The organism is Ensifer sp. Root954 (assembly GCF_001429005.1).
Taxonomy (GTDB): domain Bacteria; phylum Pseudomonadota; class Alphaproteobacteria; order Rhizobiales; family Rhizobiaceae; genus Ensifer; species Ensifer adhaerens.
In genome coordinates this window covers 100326-116129 of record NZ_LMJM01000001.1, presented here as the reverse complement: position 1 = coordinate 116129, position 15804 = coordinate 100326, and the positions used below count along the sequence as shown (strand labels likewise).

Genomic DNA, 15804 nt, shown 5'->3' with positions numbered 1-15804 from the left:
GCTTTATCCTAGAGCGGAACCGAAAGCCCGACCTTCACCGGGTCCATCGTCACGAAGGTGCGGAAGCGCTTGATGTTCGCATTGCCGAAGAACATGCGCCGGGTGAAGGCCTCGTAGTCGGCCATGGTCGGCACGATGACGACGAGCATGAAGTCGACGTCGCCGGTGACATAGTAGCATTGCTGCACCTCGGGTGCCGCCGTGAATGCCGCCTTGGCCGCATCGAGCAGGGCGATCTGCTCGCTTTCGACCTCCACCTCCACCAGGATCGTCAGCGCCTGATTGACGCTGACCGGATCGATCAGCGCGACATTGGCGCGGATGACGCCGGGTTCTTCCATGCGCTTGATCCGCCGCTGGACGGCGGGCGCCGACAGATTGACCGCCTCGCCGATCTGGCGCTGCGGCGTCGTATTGTCCTTCTGCAGGATGGCGAGAATCGCAAGATCGAAGCGATCCAGTTCGACCTGTGGCTTTTTCGACGGTGCCATCCAGTGCCTTTCGGTTCCTGCTCTCCGGGCCCTGAAGGTGGAACCCCACGCCACGGCACCCCATTAACTTTACAAACTTGCATTCTCGACGGCCATTTAGAGCGCATTTCTCGGCAACGATGAAATAGATTTTCGTGGTCTACGGAGATTGCACCATGTTTCTCGCCAATTCCCATGCCGATTTCGGCCACTCGCTACTGCCCGCGGATGCCGACATGCTGTCGCTTGCCGCCGCCGCCCGTGTCGAGCAGCAGCTTGCGCGCCGCCCCGACCATCGGCCGACGCCGCTTCATGCCTTGCCCGCATTGGCGGACGAACTCGGTATTGCGGGCGTCTTCGTCAAGGACGAAGGCCATCGCCTGGGTCTCGGCAGTTTCAAGGCGCTTGGCGGTTCCTATGCGGTGATCCGGCTGGTGGTCGAGGAGGCGGAACGGCGTCTCGGTCGCAGCATCGATCTCGACGATCTCGACCGGCCAGAGGTTCGGGCAATTGCCGCCGCCCAGACCTTCGGCTGCGCCACCGATGGCAATCACGGCCGCTCGGTTGCCATGGGCGCCCGGCTTGTCGGCGCGAAAGCGGTGATCTTCGTGCACGGAGGCGTCAGCGAAACGCGCATCGAGGCGATCGCGGCCTATGGCGCGGAGATCGTCCGCGTTGCCGGGACCTACGACGATTCCGTCCGGGAGGCCGCGCGGGTCTGTGACGAAAATGGCTGGACCGTCGTCTCGGACACCACCTGGCCGGGCTACGAATACATTCCCGGCCTGGTGATGCAGGGCTACACGTCGCTGCTGAGCGAGGCGCTGCGGCAGATGGAAGAGCCTCCGACGCATGTGTTCGTGCAGGCGGGCGTTGGCGGCATTGCGGCGGCGACCGCGGGGCATCTGGCGCTACGTTATGGCGCGGAGCGTCCACGTTTCGTCGTCGTCGATCCGGCGCGCGCCGCCTGCCTCTACGAAAGCGCCAGAGCCGGACATCCGGTCAAGGTGGCGCATGGCGAGCCGACGATCATGGCGATGCTCGAATGCTACGAGCCGTCGCTTGTCGCCTGGCGTATCCTGTCGCGCGTCGCCGATGCCTTCATGACCGTCGACGAGGAGGATGCCGTTTCGGTGATGAACCGGCTTGCGCGGCCGACAGGCTCTGACCCGGCGATCGTGTCCGGCGAAAGCGGCGGCGTCGGCCTGGCCGGGCTGCTTTCGGTTGCCCGCGATCCAGCGCTGCGGGAAACGCTCGGACTGACCGCGCAGTCGCGCGTCTTCGTCATCAATACCGAGGGTGCGACGGACCCAGAGCGTTATGCTGCCTTGGTCGGCCTGTCGCCCGAGACCGTCGCCAACACATCGAACGAAAGAGGATGACCATGGCGGGAATGGATTTTGACCGGCTTGTGAAGGACATGACCGCCTGGCGCCGCGACCTGCACGCGCACCCGGAATTCGGTTTCGAGGAACAACGCACCTCATCCTTCGTTGCGGCAAAGCTCAGGGAATTCGGGCTCGACGAGGTGGTGGAAGGTGTCGGTGGTACCGGCGTCGTCGGTCGGCTGAAACGCGGCAGCGGCAACCGCGCCATAGCGCTTCGGGCCGACATGGATGCGCTGCGGATACCGGAACAGGGAGAGCTTCCCTATCGCTCGACGAAGCCCGGCACCATGCATGCCTGCGGCCATGACGGTCACACGGCCATGCTGCTTGGCGCCGCCAAGATGCTCACCGAAGACGGCGGCTTCGATGGTACCGCATGCTTTATCTTCCAGCCGGCCGAGGAGTGGGGCAAGGGCGCGCTGGCGATGCTCGACGACGGACTGATGGAACGTTTTCCCTTCGACGAAATCTACGGCCTGCACAACATGCCGGGGCTGCCGGTCGGCCGTTTCGAAACCCGCGTCGGCGCCATCATGTCGGCGGAGGACAATTTCGAGATCGTGCTCAAAGGCGTCGGCGGGCACGCGGCGCGGCCGCACTGGGGTAACGAGACGCTGGTCGCCGCCTGCGCCACCGTCGTCAATCTGCAGACGATCGTGTCGCGCCGCCTCCCGCCGACGGATATCGGTGTCGTTTCGGTCACCGAGCTTTTGACCGACGGCACGCGCAACGCGCTGCCCGGTCTCGCCCGCATCCTCGGCGATGCCCGCAGCTTCCGCCCGGAGGTCAGCACCAGGATCGAAGCGGAGATGCGGGTGATCGCCAAGGGTACGGCGGATGCCTATGGCTGCGAGGTCGAGGTCAACTACACGCGCGAGTTCGTCCCACTGATCAATGACCCGGCCCTGACCGGCCACGCCTTTGCCGCAGCAGAAACGGTGTTCGGGACCGGGAATGTCGCAACGGCCGCCGAGCCGATGACCGGCTCGGAGGATTTCGCACGCTTCCTTGAGCACGTTCCGGGCTGCTTCGTCTTCATCGGCAATGGCGAGACATCGGCGCCGCTGCACAATCCGCGTTACGACTTCAACGACGACGCCCTGATCTTCGGCGCGCGTTATCACGCCGAGATTATCCGGCAGAGACTGGCGTTGGCTGATAGCCGGCCATGAACCAAAATCCGCATGAAAGCAGGAATAACATGTCATTTCCTTCCATCGACGCCGCGCGCCTCATCGGGCGCATCCGCGAGCTTGGCGAAATCGGTCGCGATGCAGAAGGGCGACTGACCCGGCTGGCCGGCTCCGACAACGACAAGGCCGGCCGCAACCGCCTCGTCGCCTGGATCGAGGCGGCGGGCCTCGATGTGGCCGTGGATCAGATTGGTAACATCTTCGGCATCTGGCGCAGCGAGGAGAACAGCGGCGAAGCGCCGATCATGCTCGGCTCGCACATCGATACGGTCATCAATGCCGGCATCTATGACGGATGTTACGGCGTACTCGCCGCGCTCGAAGTAATCGAGACGCTGAAGGACCGTGGCGTGACGCCGGTCCGACCGATCGTCGTTGCCGCCTTTACCAATGAGGAGGGCGTGCGTTTTGCGCCCGACATGCTCGGCTCGCTCGTCTATGCCGGCGGCCTGCCGCTGGACGCAGCGCTCGCGACCATCGGCACGGATGGCTCGTCGCTGGGCGAGGAACTCGAGCGGATTGGCTATGCCGGCAACATCGAGCCGGGGTTCCTCAAGCCCCACGCCTATGTCGAGCTCCATATCGAGCAGGGGCCGGTGCTGCAGCGCGAGGGCTTTTCGATCGGTGCCGTCGAGAACCTGCAGGGCATTTCCTGGCAGCGCGTGACGATCGATGGCGTCGCCAACCATGCCGGCACCACGCCGATGGCAATGCGTTCCGACGCCGGTCTCGCGGCCGCGCGTGTCGGCCTCTTCCTGCGCGAGCATATAGCCCGGTCGAACGCGCCGAGTGTCGCGACCATTGGCACCATGCGTTTCGAGCCCGACGCGATCAACGTCATCCCATCGCGTGCGGCCTTCACCGTCGATCTGCGCGATCCGGACGAGGATCGGCTGCAGGCGCTCGAAGCGGCGCTTGCGGACTTTCTGGTGCGCATCGGCGCGGAAGAGGGGGTAACGATCTCGGTCGAGCGGCTGGCACGCTTCCAGCCGGTCGCCTTCGATCAGGGCATCGTCGCAGCGGTCGAGGCTTCGGCGAAGGCGCGAGGCCTTAAGAGCCGGCGCATGACCTCGGGCGCCGGTCATGATGCCCAGATGATCGCCCGCATCGCGCCGACGGCGATGATCTTCGTTCCGAGCCGCGACGGCATCAGCCATAATCCGCGCGAACACACGGAGCCGGATGATCTGGTCGCCGGCGCCAACGTGCTGCTCGATGTGGTCGAGCGGATGGTGAGTGGTCGCTAGAGGGCTATAGGGCTATAGGGACGTTGCGCGTTCGTTGATCGAACGGGATCGATAGCGCGCCTCCCGCTGCTCCGTCATGCCAGGGCTTAGCCCGAGCACCCAGGCGCAGACGCTTCTATGTCCGCGATAAACAGCACACGGCATCCTTCGGCGCGACGAAGCAGACATCTATTCAAGGCTCTGTTCTGGTGTGACCCGCGCTTTTGCGGGATCCCGCATCGCTCTTCTGCCGGGTGGAAGACTCTGGCCCGCTTCCCTCGGGAGGCTCTTCCGGTGTCCGGCGGAAAAGATTGAGGAAACTGCTGCCGCCGTGCCATACGCTGCCGGTTGGTCCGTAATCCCGCCCGTCGCGCGAAGAGGATGAGTGGCGCTCGCTGTCTCCGCCGCTCAGGCCGCTTCCGTCGATGGCGCCGCCTCCGCCGCCAGCCCCGGTCCCGCCGGGCTCGCCGCCCACGCCGCTACCATCGCCGGAGCCCCAATCGCCGCCACCCTCTGTGCCGTTGCTTCCGCCGCTCCCGACGTTTTCGCCACCTTGGTCGCTGCCGCCCGCGGCACCTTCACCATTCGTGCCGCCGGCATCGGCGTCGTCCGCATGGGCAGCGGAAATCCAGGAAAGGCCCGCGGCAGAACCCCAGTCACCGTTGAGGCGCGGCAGATCTCCGCCGAATGCTGCAAGGGCTCCTATGGACAAGGCCGTCAGTCTCAACAGGCATGTCCTCAAGTCATTCTCCTTGTGCAAACGGCGTTCTTGCGTCGTCCTGCAGGACTTTTGCGCGGGTACAGTTCGGCTGCCCGCTGCGAATGAATTTCGCCGACAGCGACTTTTGCGTGCGCCTTGCATATCGTTCAATCGATGTGGGGACAAGCTATTGGGGGGACAGGCGACACGGAGCGCAAGGTGCGGGCCTCTGGCGGCGGCCGCGACACGCAGATGATCGCCCGCATCGCTGAGGGATCGCGAGAGGGACAGAGGACGTTGCATGTTTGTCGATTGAACGGGGTGGGAGCGTTGGCGATCGCAGCTTCCGCTTCCGAGGCGGGAGGCGGAGTCCTGAGTGAACTGAAGGGGCCGTGACTGGCCCCTTCAACGAGTCTCTGTCGTCTACTCGGCCGCGCCAGCCGCCCCTTCCACCGGCATATAGAGGTCGCCGCCCTCGCGGTATTTCGCGGCCATTGCCTCCAGGCCTTCCTTCTGCGCTTCTGCGCGGATGTCGTGCGAGATCCGCATCGAGCAGAATTTCGGGCCGCACATGGAGCAGAAATGCGCGACCTTGTGCGCTTCCTTCGGCAGTGTCTCGTCGTGGAAGTTACGGGCCGTCTCCGGGTCGAGCGAGAGGTTGAACTGGTCCTCCCAGCGGAATTCGAAGCGCGCGCGCGATAGCGCGTCGTCGCGCACCTGGGCGGCCGGATGGCCCTTGGCGAGATCGGCGGCATGGGCGGCGATCTTGTAGGTGATGACGCCGACCTTGACGTCGTTGCGGTCGGGAAGACCCAGATGCTCCTTCGGCGTGACGTAGCAGAGCATGGCGGTGCCGAACCAGCCGATCATCGCCGCGCCGATGCCCGACGTGATGTGGTCGTAGCCGGGCGCAATGTCCGTCGTCAGCGGTCCGAGCGTGTAGAACGGCGCCTCGCCGCAGACGGCGAGTTGCTTGTCCATGTTCTCCTTGATCTTGTGCATCGGCACGTGGCCGGGGCCTTCGATCATCACCTGACAATCCTTGGCCCAGGCGATCTTGGTGAGTTCGCCGAGCGTTTCGAGTTCGGCGAATTGTGCCGCGTCGTTGGCATCGGCGATCGAGCCGGGGCGCAGGCCGTCGCCGAGCGAGAAGGAGACGTCATAGGCGCGGCAGATGTCGCAGATTTCCTCGAAATGCTCGTAAAGGAAGCTCTCGCGATGGTGATGCAGACACCACTTGGCCATGATCGAGCCGCCGCGCGAAACGATGCCGGTGACGCGATCGACGGTGAGCGGGATGTAGTGCAGCCGGACGCCGGCATGGATGGTGAAATAGTCGACGCCCTGTTCAGCCTGCTCGATCAGCGTGTCGCGATAGACTTCCCAGGTGAGGTCCTCGGCAATGCCGTTGACCTTTTCCAGCGCCTGGTAAAGCGGCACGGTGCCGATCGGAACCGGTGAGTTGCGGATGATCCATTCGCGGATGTTGTGGATGTTGCGGCCGGTCGAAAGGTCCATGACGGTGTCGGCGCCCCAGCGCGTCGCCCAGACCATCTTTTCGACCTCTTCCGCCATCGACGAGGTGACGGCGGAGTTGCCGATATTGGCGTTGATCTTCACCAGAAAGTTCCGGCCGATGATCATCGGCTCGGATTCCGGGTGGTTGATGTTGGCAGGCAGGATCGCCCGGCCGCTGGCGATTTCCTGGCGCACGAATTCGGGTGTCACGTGATCGGGGATGTGGGCGCCGAAGCTTTCGCCGTCCCGGACCTTCGCACGCGCCGCGTCGCGGCCGAGATTTTCGCGGATCGCCACGAACTCCATTTCCGGCGTGATGATGCCGGCGCGGGCATAGGCAAGCTGGGTCACTGCGCGGCCGCCCGTGGCCTTCAGCGGCGCATGCTGGAACGGGAAGGTCGGTGTCAGCCTGTCGCCGCTCACAAAGCCGTTGTCCTCGGGGCGGACCACGCGTCCCTCATAGGTTTCCACATCGCCGCGGTCGACGATCCAGTTGCGGCGCAGCCGCGGCAGGCCGTCCTCGATGCGGATCTCGGCGTCGTCGGCGGTGTAGGCGCCGGAGGAATCATAGACCGTAACCGGTTGCTCGCCCGACGTCGGGTGGAGCGCAATCTCGCGCATCGGCACGCGGATATCCGGATGAAGCACGCCCGGCTTGTGGATCTTGCGGGAGGCGGGAAGCGGTCCTTGCGTGACCGTGAGGGCTGCGGGTTTGGTGGCAATATTCATGACGAGGCTCCAAGTTTGCAATTGGAGACCCAGTTCTGATGCCGGAAAGATGAAAGACGCTCCGCCAGATGCTGGACGCACGGAATCCTGGCTTCGATATCTGCACCGTCCCTACGCCAGTATGAACTGGATCAGGTTCAACGGGTCACTGCGCCACAGCCGGCAAGCCGGCCATCCAGCAGAATCTCAGCCCCTTGCGGGACCCCCCTGGTGAATGCCTAGATCATAGCCATCGATCGGCCCGGGTCGTCAAGCGTGAATTCGCCTGCCGACAAATATGCACCTATTGCGTGTGGTGACGGATTCGGGTTTGACGCTAGCGGCCGGCCTTTTCCGGTGCGGCCCGCTCGGCGTAATCGGCACGGTTGATGCCGTGGCGCTGGAGCTTGTCGTAGAATGTCTTGCGCGGAATGCCGAGCGCCTCGATCGTCGCCTTGACGTCGCCGCGCTGAGCCCGCAACACCTCTTTCAGGATCTCCGCCTCGTAGCGTTCGAGCCGTTCCGGGAGCGCAAATCCAGGCTGTTCGGCGGGCGCAATCGGCTGTCCCAGCGGACCTTCGACACCAAGCGCCACGCGTTCGGCAAAGTGCGAGAGCTCGCGCACATTGCCCGGCCAGGCATGCGTCATCAGATGTCTCTGCACGGCCGATGTGACCACAGGCGCGTCGCGCTTGAAGCGCTCGGCCGCCCGGGTCAGGAAGTGCGAGAAGAGCAGCGGGATATCGTCTCGGCGTTCGCGCAGCGGTGGGATCGACAGCGTTACGACATTCAATCTAAAGTAGAGGTCTTCCCGGAAATCGCCGCGCTGCGCCGGGTCGCCAAGATCGATTTTGGCAGCCGCGATGACGCGGATATCGACCGGACGAACCTGGTTGGTGCCAAGCGGCGTGATTTCGCGCGCTTCCAGAACGCGCAGCATCTTCACTTGAGTCGCCGGTGGCATCGCCTCGATCTCGTCGAGGAACAGCGTGCCGCCGCTCGCATGCTCGATCCGGCCGATGCGCTTCTTCAAGGCGCCGGTGAAGGCGCCCTGTTCGTGGCCGAAGAGTTCGCTTTCGATCACCGTTTCGGGCAGCGCCCCGCAATTCAGCGCCACGAAGTTGCCGTTGCGGCGTCGGCTCCAATTGTGGAGCAGCGTCGCCACCACCTCCTTGCCGCTGCCCGTCTCGCCGGCGACGAGCACGTCGACATCGGTATCGGCAATGTGCCGGATCGTCTGGCGCAAGCGTTCCATGACCGGCGTCTGGCCGATCAGCGGCAGGTTGTCGCCGGCCGTCTCGGCGGCCCGTTTCAGCGCGCGGTTTTCCATCACGAGCCGGCGTTTTTCCAGCGCGCGATGCACGCTCTGCACCAGCCGGTCGGCGGCAAAGGGTTTGGGGATGAAGTCGTAGACGCCATCCTGCAGCGCCTGCACTGCCATCGGGATATCGCCATGGCCGGTCACCAGGATCACCGGCAGATCCGCGTCGAAAGCTTCGATGCGGCGGAAGAAGGCGAGGCCGTCGATGCCCGGCATGCGGATATCGCTGACGACGACGCCGTCGAAATTCGCATCCAGCGTCTTCAACGCTTCGGCAGCGCTGGCAAAAGGGGTAACGGCGAGGCCGGCGAGTTCCAGCGTCTGCGTCATCGCCTTGCGCAGATGGTTGTCGTCGTCGACGAGATAGACGGTCGGCTGCATCGCTCAGGCCCTCTTCAGGCGAACCGTGAAGACGGTGCCCCTGTCGCTGGTTTCGACGGTGATATCGCCGCCATAGTCGGCGACGATCTCCTTGGAGATGGCAAGGCCGAGGCCGAGCCCTTCATCCTTCGAGGTGTTGAACGGCGTGAACAGATCCTCGCGGATATGCTGGGGAATGCCTGGGCCGTTATCGGCAACGACGAGGAAAACCGTCCCGGAGGGACCGTCCTCGCAGCGCACGCGGATCTCGGCGTCGCTGCGCGTGCCGAGCGCTTCCAAGGCATTTTGCAAAAGGTTGATCAGCACCTGCTCGAGCCGGATGCGGCTGCCGAGGACGCTGAGGCCATTTTCCGGCAGGTCGATGACGATCGCATCCATGCGGCCGGCAAAGCGGCTGCGCAGCAGCATCATCGCCCCCTCGATCACGTCGCGCATGGGCGTCGGCTCGGCGACGAAGCGGCCCTTGCGAGCGAAGCTTCTGAGTTCGTCGGTGATGGTGCCGACCCGATCGGTCAGTTCGGCGATGCTGACAAGGTTCTCGACCGCGGTCTGCTGCTGTCCGCGTTCGAGGAAGGTGCGGGCGTTGTCGGCATAGGCGCGGATGGTCGCGACCGGCTGGTTGATCTCGTGGGCGACGCCGGCCGCCACCTGGCCAAGGATCGCCAGCCGGTTCGCCTGAACCAGTTCCTGCTGCACCGCCTGCAGCTTCTCGCCGGTACGCCGGTGGTCGGCGATCTCCGTTTCGAGATGATCGCGGGCAAGGCTGAGGTCATGTGTGCGCTCCGCCACGCGGGTCTCCAGCTCGTCGCGCGCGGCGCGATCGCGCGCAGACACCAGTGCCAGCGTCTGGCGGCGGCGCAGGAGGACCGCGGTAAAAGCGAGCAGCGGTGCGAGGAGGGCCAGGGCAATCAGCCGGGCCTCGCGGGTTGCCGCCGAGATCGCGCCATCGAGCGGCGCCAGCTGCTCCAGCCGCCAGCTGGTGGTCGGAACCATGGTTTCGACCCGGAGGAACCGACGTTCGCTTTCGCCCGGCAACAGTGCGCGCAACTCGCTGGAGCCATCGCTGGTCGGCTCGATGTCGCGGAAGGGCAGCGGCAGCAGCGAGGCATCGCCAAATTGCAGGCTGTCGCGGATGGCGGCGACGCGGTCGCGTGGAATTGTTCTGGTCGTCATGAAGCGCCAGGAGGGGAAGCTGGTGATCAGCACGATGCCGCGCCGGTCGGTGACGTAGACCGGCTTGCCGGAGGCGAGCCATTCGGCTTCCACATCGTCGAATTCGAGCTTGGCGACGACGACGCCGATCGGGCCGTCAGGACCCTGGACCCGACGCGAAATGTAGAGGCCCGGCCGCTTGCTGACGTTGCCCATGGCGAAATGCTCGGCCTTGCCGTCGCGCATCGCCATGCGGAAATATTCGCGGAAGGCATAGTCGTTGCCGACGAAACTCGTCGGCTCGCGCCAGTTGCTGGCGGCGACCGCGACGCCATCAGGGCCGATCACGTAGATGACAGCGGCGTCCGTGTTGGTCGCCAGCGCCTGCAGCTTCTCGTTCAGCCGTTGCAGCGCCTCTGTGCCGCGGGTCGAAAGGGCTGCCTTCACCTCGACATCGTCGGCCAGCACCAGCGGCGTCGAGCGTTGGCGTTCGAGTACGGCGCGCAGCAGCGAGGCCTTCAGATTGGCATCGATCCGGCTTTGGGCATCGACAGTTTCGAGCGCCTGGCTTCGGCCGTACTCGCCCGCAAGCAGGAGCGCGGCGACAAGCAGCGCGACGGCAAGGCCGGCAAAGACCAGCCAGGTGCGGCGCATCGACTGGTCGAGATCTGCCAGATTGAGGGGGGCGGACAGGGCGTTGAACATGGCCCAATTGTGCATTTTTTCGCTCAGCTTTCCAGATGGCTTGTGCGGAAATCCGCTCAACTCTTTGTGCGCACCGAGCCGCCTGCACAAAACATCCTCATCAATTCAAAGGCTTGGTTCCTGCCGCGGCCAACTGGCACGACCGTTGCAAATGACATCCTCATGACAGCCCGCGCTGTCGCGCATCGGAAATTGACCCGGGAGGCCCGGCATGACGCCGGACTGGGTCCAGTGGAGGATCTCATGATTATCGAACAATCCGCGGAACCGCGCGGCAAGACACCTTTCTATCGCCATCTCTATGTCCAGGTTCTGGTGGCGATCGCCGCCGGCATCCTGCTCGGCCATTTCTATCCGTCGCTCGGCACCGAGCTGAAGCCACTCGGCGACGCCTTCATCCGCCTCGTCAAGATGATCATCGCGCCGGTCATCTTCCTGACGGTCGCGACCGGCATCGCCGGCATGACCGATCTTGCCAAGGTCGGCCGCGTCGCCGGCAAGGCGATGATCTATTTCCTGACCTTCTCGACGCTCGCGCTGATCATCGGCCTGATCGTCGCCAATGTCGTCCAGCCGGGCGCCGGCATGCACATCGATCCGGCCTCGCTCGACGTCAAGGCGGTGACCACCTATGCCGAAAAGGCGCATGAGCAGACGATCACCGGCTTCCTGATGGGCATCATCCCGACGACGCTCGTCGGCGCCTTTGCCGATGGCGACATCCTGCAGGTGTTGTTCATCTCCGTGCTCTTCGGTCTGTCGCTTGCCATGGTCGGCAAGAAGGCTGAGCCCGTCGTCGACTTCCTGCACGCGCTGACGCTGCCGGTCTTCAAGCTCGTCGGCATCCTGATGAAGGCCGCCCCGATCGGCGCCTTCGGCGCGATGGCGTTTACCATCGGTAAATACGGCGTCGGCTCGATCGCCAACCTGGCGATGCTGATCGGCACCTTCTACATCACGTCCTTCCTCTTCGTGTTCGTCGTTCTTGGCGCGGTCGCCCGCTACAATGGCTTCTCGATCGTCGCGCTGATCCGTTACATCAAGGAAGAACTGCTCCTGGTGCTCGGCACGTCCTCGTCGGAAGCCGCTCTTCCGGGCCTGATGAGCAAGATGGAAAAGGCCGGCTGCAAGCGCTCGGTCGTTGGTCTGGTCATCCCGACCGGCTATTCCTTCAACCTCGACGGCACCAACATCTACATGACGCTGGCCGCGCTCTTCATCGCCCAGGCGATGGATATCCCGCTGTCGCTCGGCGATCAGGTGCTGCTGCTTCTCGTCGCGATGTTGAGCTCCAAGGGTGCTGCCGGCATCACCGGCGCCGGTTTCATCACGCTGGCTGCGACGCTTTCGGTCGTCCCGGCGGTGCCGGTCGCCGGCATGGCGCTGATCCTCGGCATCGACCGCTTCATGTCGGAATGCCGCGCGCTCACCAACTTCGTCGGCAATGCGGTCGCCACGATCGTCGTTGCGAAGTGGGAAGGCGAACTGGATGAAGCGCAGATGGCCGCGGTCCTTGGCGGCCGTGCGCCGGAGGCGCTGCCGCAGCCGGCCTTGCAGCCGGCGGAATAAGTTTGCCTCCCAAGGCATGACTGCAAAAAAAGCAGTCCGAACGCGGTCCGTGGCAACACGGGCCGCGTCGTCGTTTTAGCTATTGGCCGCTCAACGTCATCTTCGACGTTTCAGGCGCACCGGCGTTCAGGTAGGCCACGAAGTCCCGGAGCATCGGAACCCGGCGCGGGCGGAAGCTTTCCTCCGTCATCGTGACATCGACGATGCGATCGACGCGGAACTTGCGGTAGTCCTGGCGCAGGCAGCACCAGGCGAGCAACACCAGCATCCGCTCGAGATAGACGATCGCCAGCGGCAGGATCTTCCGGTCTGTCCGCTGCTGGTCCGCGTCGACATAGGCGATCACCACTGCGCGTTCCTGCCAGCAGGCTTCGCGCAGAAGGCTGACATCGGTGACAGGCGGGTTCCGGCGCTCGAAGCGATAGACCTGTGAAGCGGCATGCAATGCCTGACGCTGCAGCCTGTCGGGCAGTGTCGCCGTTATCTTCGAAAGCACGGCGCCCGCTGCGGCCGCGAGATCCGGCTCGCCCATGTGCTGCACCTCGGCAAGGCCGAGCACCAGCGCCTCGATCTCCAAGCGGGTAAAGGTTTGCGGCGGCAAGGCGATATCCTCCGTCAGCCGGTAGCCGAAGCCGCGCTCGCCATCGATGACGGCGCCGGCGGCGCGCAGGCTGTCGATGTCCCGATAGAGCGAGCGCAACGACACGCCGGTTTCCTCGGCAAGGCGGGCCGCCGTTACCGGGGAGGGGAGTGTGCGCAGCGCCTGGAGCAGGCGGAACAGACGATCACTACGGGCCATGGCTGAAAGATAGACGAACCCTACTGACGAAAACTGGCAGTTGGCCGACTGTATAAGATCCGCATCGCCAAACGCAACCGAGGATCCAGACTATGCTGACACTCTTTCACGCCCCGCGTTCGCGCTCGTCGCGCATCATCACCCTGCTTCGCGAACTCGATGCTCTCGACAAGGTGGAAGTCGAGATCGTCGACATCACTCGCGGTGACGGCAGCGGTCGAAAGGATCCGGCGAACCCGCACCCGGAGGGTAAGGTGCCGCTGCTCGTTCATGACGGTGTGGTGCTCTGGGAAACCATTGCGATCATCCAATACCTGACCGACCTCTTCCCGGAAAAGAGGATGGCGCCGCATGCTGGCGATCCGCAGCGTGGCCGTTATCTCAGCTGGCTTGCCTGGTATGCCGGTGTGGTCGAGCCGGTGCTGATCGCGCAAGCCGCGGGGGTTTCGCATCCCTATTTCGACGCCACCTTCCGCGGCCCGACAGAGATGGCGGCACGCCTGGAAAACGCGTTGAAGGACAGTCCGTATCTGATGGGCGAGCACTACTCGGCGGCCGACCTGCTCTTGCATTCGCCCTTCGCCTGGTATCCCGCGGCAACACCGGATAGCGCCGTCATCAAGGACTGGGTCGAGCGCTGTGGCGCGCGGCCGTCGCTACAATGGACCGTGGATTTCGATGCCCGGGTGGCAGCGGTAGCCTGACGGCGCCGGCAACGCGCCAACTCCGCCCCGGTTCCGGTCCGAAGGGGGCATGGTGGCCCAAGGCTATTTTCGCTTGAGATTGATCTCGCTCGTGACGATCCGCTTGCCGGAAGCGGGATCGACGTCGATCGTCTTCAACTGCATCCCGTTGGTGCCGACCTTGCGTAAGGTCAGGTCGGCACTGCGGTCGCCATTGACTTCCTTCGCCCATCGAATGGTGAGGTTGATCGCATCGCCGCGTCGTGTGCCGTTGAGCCCGGCGCGGCCGCCGCGGGGCCCGAGATAGGAGCCGCTATAGGTGGACCCGGTAAAGCGCAGCTTCGCGTCGATGGATCGCGAGATCAGCAGCATGCCGCGGCAGACGCCCTCCATCGATAGAGCGGCGTCGCTCGCCTTGGAACTGAAGTTGCAGGAAATGTTCATCGGAGACATGTGGGCACGGATGCGCACCGTTCCGGTGCCTGCCCAGTTGCCGCCGAGGGTCTTCAAGAACGCGCCCTCGTCTGCCCGTGAGGCACTCGTGGACGGCAAGATGAGTGCGGCCATCAGGAGCCATCGCCACATGCCTTGCACCTCCCATTTGCGTGGATGCTGCAACACCCCGTTGCCGCACATGAGCGTCAACGCAACATGTGGCGGCGAAGTTCCTCATTGGCTTCTTTATCTGGCCGGATCTTACGATCGATCAACAATCGGGCACACATCCGGGCAGCCATCAAAATGTGATCGCTGGCGCTGTTTTATCAGATTTGCCTGCACGTGCGCTGCTGTTTTCAATTTCCCGTATTAACGTTGACCTCTGAAAAAGCGTCTCGTCGTCCCCATCCGTAAAAACGGGTAAAGACTTCGTTACCTTGTAAGTATAGACCTCGATCTGCGCTGTCTGTCCGATTTAGCTATTGGCCACCGGGGCGGGAGGGGGACTGGTTTATGTTCGGTGTTACGCGCTTTTTGCCTTTTTCAACCGATCCGGGTGCCCGGGTCCGCCTAAAGGCACCCGCCAGCCACCGGTTCATTTCACGCGGTCGCAAGCAACGAACAGCGGTTACGCTGTCTGGAGACTGCCCGTGACGGCGCGATCCGAATGTGTCCGATCACCCGACGGCGAAACGCCGTTCACGCCTGCGCGGCTCGTCGGCGATCCGCTCTTTGGGGAGGCGTTGCGTCAGGCGGCCCTTCATATGGTTGCGATCCATGACGCCGCTCCGCGCATCGTGCGCTACACCGCCAGCCTGAGAAAATGGCTGCTCACCCAGGCCATCCTGACGCTGCATTTCGAGCGTCTGACCGACCCATCCCGCCCCGAACTGACGGCGGCAAGGCTGATCGACTTTATCGCCGGCAACAACGTAGCCAGCAAGAACACGGCAGCGGCGCACCTGGCCGAGATGCGCAACTATCGACTGCTTCTCGATGCGGAACAGGGCGGTGACAAGCGGATCAGGCCCCTGATCCTTTCCGATGTCGCCGAGGGCCTGATCCGGCAGTGGTTCGAGGGGCACCTTTCGTCGCTCGACAGGCTCGACGAGGGGACAAGGCTGGCGCAGTCGCAAACCGAGCCGACCTTGATGCATCATGCGCTCCCGCGTGCGATGCGGCGGCTCATCGCGGATCGCGCCTGGTGCGAGCCACCCGAAAGCATCGCCGCTTTCGTCTCGACGGAGTCAGGCAGCAACATCCTGCACGACCTGGTGGCGCGGCTGCCGACGGGCGTCCTGCCCGATCAGCGGATTTGGATCGGGCCCCTGAAGCCAGGTGAGATCTCCAGCCGCTACATCATCTCGCGCACCCATGCGCAGAGGGTTTTCGCGCGTGCCGGTGATCTCGGCGTTCTCGGCTGGGAGAGTTCCGGCAGCCGCGGTCCGCTCTGGATTTCGCGTGACCTGGTCGACGATTACCGCCATTGGCAAGCGGTCAAGTTTGCCGCACTCGATGAGGCCTTCGCCTGGGCAGCGTTGCAGGCAAGGTGA

Annotated in this window: 14 protein-coding genes and 1 riboswitch; of the genes, 7 read left to right on the top strand and 7 right to left on the bottom strand. The window is 64.1% G+C overall.

The features are described from left to right. Nucleotides 1-8: 8 nt before the first annotated feature. Nucleotides 9-491, bottom strand: coding sequence for an Lrp/AsnC family transcriptional regulator (locus tag ASE71_RS00470; RefSeq protein ID WP_060521989.1), 483 nt, complete (start codon nt 489-491; stop codon nt 9-11). A 155-nt stretch (nt 492-646) separates the two neighbouring features. Here ASE71_RS00470 and ASE71_RS00465 point away from each other — a divergent pair, with 155 nt between their 5' ends. From ASE71_RS00465 to ASE71_RS00455, 3 genes are read left to right on the top strand one after another with little or no spacing between them, the layout of a single operon-like run. Then, nucleotides 647-1852: a diaminopropionate ammonia-lyase gene (locus ASE71_RS00465; RefSeq protein WP_060521990.1), complete on the top strand. Its 1206-nt coding sequence runs from the start codon at nt 647-649 to the stop codon at nt 1850-1852. Between the two features lie 2 nt (nt 1853-1854). Next, nucleotides 1855-3030, top strand: a complete 1176-nt coding sequence (locus tag ASE71_RS00460; protein WP_060521991.1) for a M20 aminoacylase family protein — start codon at nt 1855-1857, stop codon at nt 3028-3030. 29 nt (nt 3031-3059) lie between these two features. Continuing rightward, a complete protein-coding gene (locus ASE71_RS00455) occupies nt 3060-4298 on the top strand; it encodes a Zn-dependent hydrolase (RefSeq protein ID WP_060521992.1) in 1239 nt (412 codons plus the stop codon). A gap of 172 nt (nt 4299-4470) precedes the next feature. Here the strand turns inward: ASE71_RS00455 and ASE71_RS36655 are convergent, their stop codons facing one another. From ASE71_RS36655 to ASE71_RS00435, 4 genes are all read right to left on the bottom strand, one after another. Beyond that, nucleotides 4471-5004 carry a hypothetical protein gene (locus ASE71_RS36655; RefSeq protein WP_060521993.1) on the bottom strand — a complete coding sequence of 178 codons (534 nt, stop codon included), beginning with the start codon at nt 5002-5004 and terminating at the stop codon, nt 4471-4473. 396 nt (nt 5005-5400) lie between these two features. Next, the gene (gene thiC, locus ASE71_RS00445; RefSeq protein WP_034805694.1) at nt 5401-7224 is read right to left on the bottom strand and encodes a phosphomethylpyrimidine synthase ThiC; all 1824 of its coding nucleotides are present in this window, start codon (nt 7222-7224) and stop codon (nt 5401-5403) included. A gap of 90 nt (nt 7225-7314) precedes the next feature. Continuing rightward, nucleotides 7315-7443: riboswitch (TPP riboswitch) on the bottom strand. 97 nt (nt 7444-7540) lie between these two features. Next, entirely contained in the window at nt 7541-8905 is a 1365-nt protein-coding gene (locus ASE71_RS00440; RefSeq protein ID WP_060521994.1) for a sigma-54-dependent transcriptional regulator, read from the bottom strand. Between the two features lie 3 nt (nt 8906-8908). Then, nucleotides 8909-10777 carry an ATP-binding protein gene (locus ASE71_RS00435; protein WP_082566586.1) on the bottom strand — a complete coding sequence of 623 codons (1869 nt, stop codon included), beginning with the start codon at nt 10775-10777 and terminating at the stop codon, nt 8909-8911. Nucleotides 10778-11005: 228 nt separating this feature from the next. Here ASE71_RS00435 and ASE71_RS00430 point away from each other — a divergent pair, with 228 nt between their 5' ends. Continuing rightward, nucleotides 11006-12331 carry a dicarboxylate/amino acid:cation symporter gene (locus tag ASE71_RS00430; protein WP_034805703.1) on the top strand — a complete coding sequence of 442 codons (1326 nt, stop codon included), beginning with the start codon at nt 11006-11008 and terminating at the stop codon, nt 12329-12331. Between the two features lie 79 nt (nt 12332-12410). On the opposite strand, the gene ASE71_RS00425 is transcribed toward ASE71_RS00430, so the two are convergent. Then, complete coding sequence (locus ASE71_RS00425) at nt 12411-13130, bottom strand: helix-turn-helix transcriptional regulator (protein WP_060521995.1); 720 nt, start codon at nt 13128-13130, stop codon at nt 12411-12413. Nucleotides 13131-13222: 92 nt separating this feature from the next. Between ASE71_RS00425 and ASE71_RS00420 the strand changes: the two genes are divergently transcribed. Next, nucleotides 13223-13834, top strand: coding sequence for a glutathione S-transferase family protein (locus ASE71_RS00420; RefSeq protein WP_060521996.1), 612 nt, complete (start codon nt 13223-13225; stop codon nt 13832-13834). A 63-nt stretch (nt 13835-13897) separates the two neighbouring features. Here the strand turns inward: ASE71_RS00420 and ASE71_RS00415 are convergent, their stop codons facing one another. Continuing rightward, the gene (locus ASE71_RS00415; protein WP_034805724.1) at nt 13898-14398 is read right to left on the bottom strand and encodes a hypothetical protein; all 501 of its coding nucleotides are present in this window, start codon (nt 14396-14398) and stop codon (nt 13898-13900) included. Between the two features lie 68 nt (nt 14399-14466). On the opposite strand from ASE71_RS00415, the gene ASE71_RS36330 reads away from it, so the two are divergent. Both ASE71_RS36330 and ASE71_RS00410 read left to right on the top strand, forming a co-directional pair. Continuing rightward, on the top strand, nt 14467-14637 hold the full coding sequence (locus ASE71_RS36330) for a hypothetical protein (protein ID WP_156400773.1): 171 nt from the start codon (nt 14467-14469) through the stop codon (nt 14635-14637). A gap of 264 nt (nt 14638-14901) precedes the next feature. Next, nucleotides 14902-15804 (top strand): hypothetical protein, encoded by a 903-nt coding sequence (locus ASE71_RS00410; RefSeq protein ID WP_060521997.1) that lies wholly within the window; start codon nt 14902-14904, stop codon nt 15802-15804.

What these genes read in the sequence shown, in the direction of transcription:
- ASE71_RS00470 (WP_060521989.1), bottom strand. Translation starts at nt 491, where the DNA reads ATGGCACCGTCGAAAAAGCCACAGGTCGAACTGGATCGCTTCGATCTT.
- ASE71_RS00465 (WP_060521990.1), top strand. Translation starts at nt 647, where the DNA reads ATGTTTCTCGCCAATTCCCATGCCGATTTCGGCCACTCGCTACTGCCC.
- ASE71_RS00460 (WP_060521991.1), top strand. Translation starts at nt 1,855, where the DNA reads ATGGCGGGAATGGATTTTGACCGGCTTGTGAAGGACATGACCGCCTGG.
- ASE71_RS00455 (WP_060521992.1), top strand. Translation starts at nt 3,060, where the DNA reads ATGTCATTTCCTTCCATCGACGCCGCGCGCCTCATCGGGCGCATCCGC.
- thiC (WP_034805694.1), bottom strand. Translation starts at nt 7,224, where the DNA reads ATGAATATTGCCACCAAACCCGCAGCCCTCACGGTCACGCAAGGACCG.
- ASE71_RS00440 (WP_060521994.1), bottom strand. Translation starts at nt 8,905, where the DNA reads ATGCAGCCGACCGTCTATCTCGTCGACGACGACAACCATCTGCGCAAG.
- ASE71_RS00435 (WP_082566586.1), bottom strand. Translation starts at nt 10,777, where the DNA reads ATGCACAATTGGGCCATGTTCAACGCCCTGTCCGCCCCCCTCAATCTG.
- ASE71_RS00430 (WP_034805703.1), top strand. Translation starts at nt 11,006, where the DNA reads ATGATTATCGAACAATCCGCGGAACCGCGCGGCAAGACACCTTTCTAT.
- ASE71_RS00425 (WP_060521995.1), bottom strand. Translation starts at nt 13,130, where the DNA reads ATGGCCCGTAGTGATCGTCTGTTCCGCCTGCTCCAGGCGCTGCGCACA.
- ASE71_RS00420 (WP_060521996.1), top strand. Translation starts at nt 13,223, where the DNA reads ATGCTGACACTCTTTCACGCCCCGCGTTCGCGCTCGTCGCGCATCATC.
- ASE71_RS00415 (WP_034805724.1), bottom strand. Translation starts at nt 14,398, where the DNA reads ATGTGGCGATGGCTCCTGATGGCCGCACTCATCTTGCCGTCCACGAGT.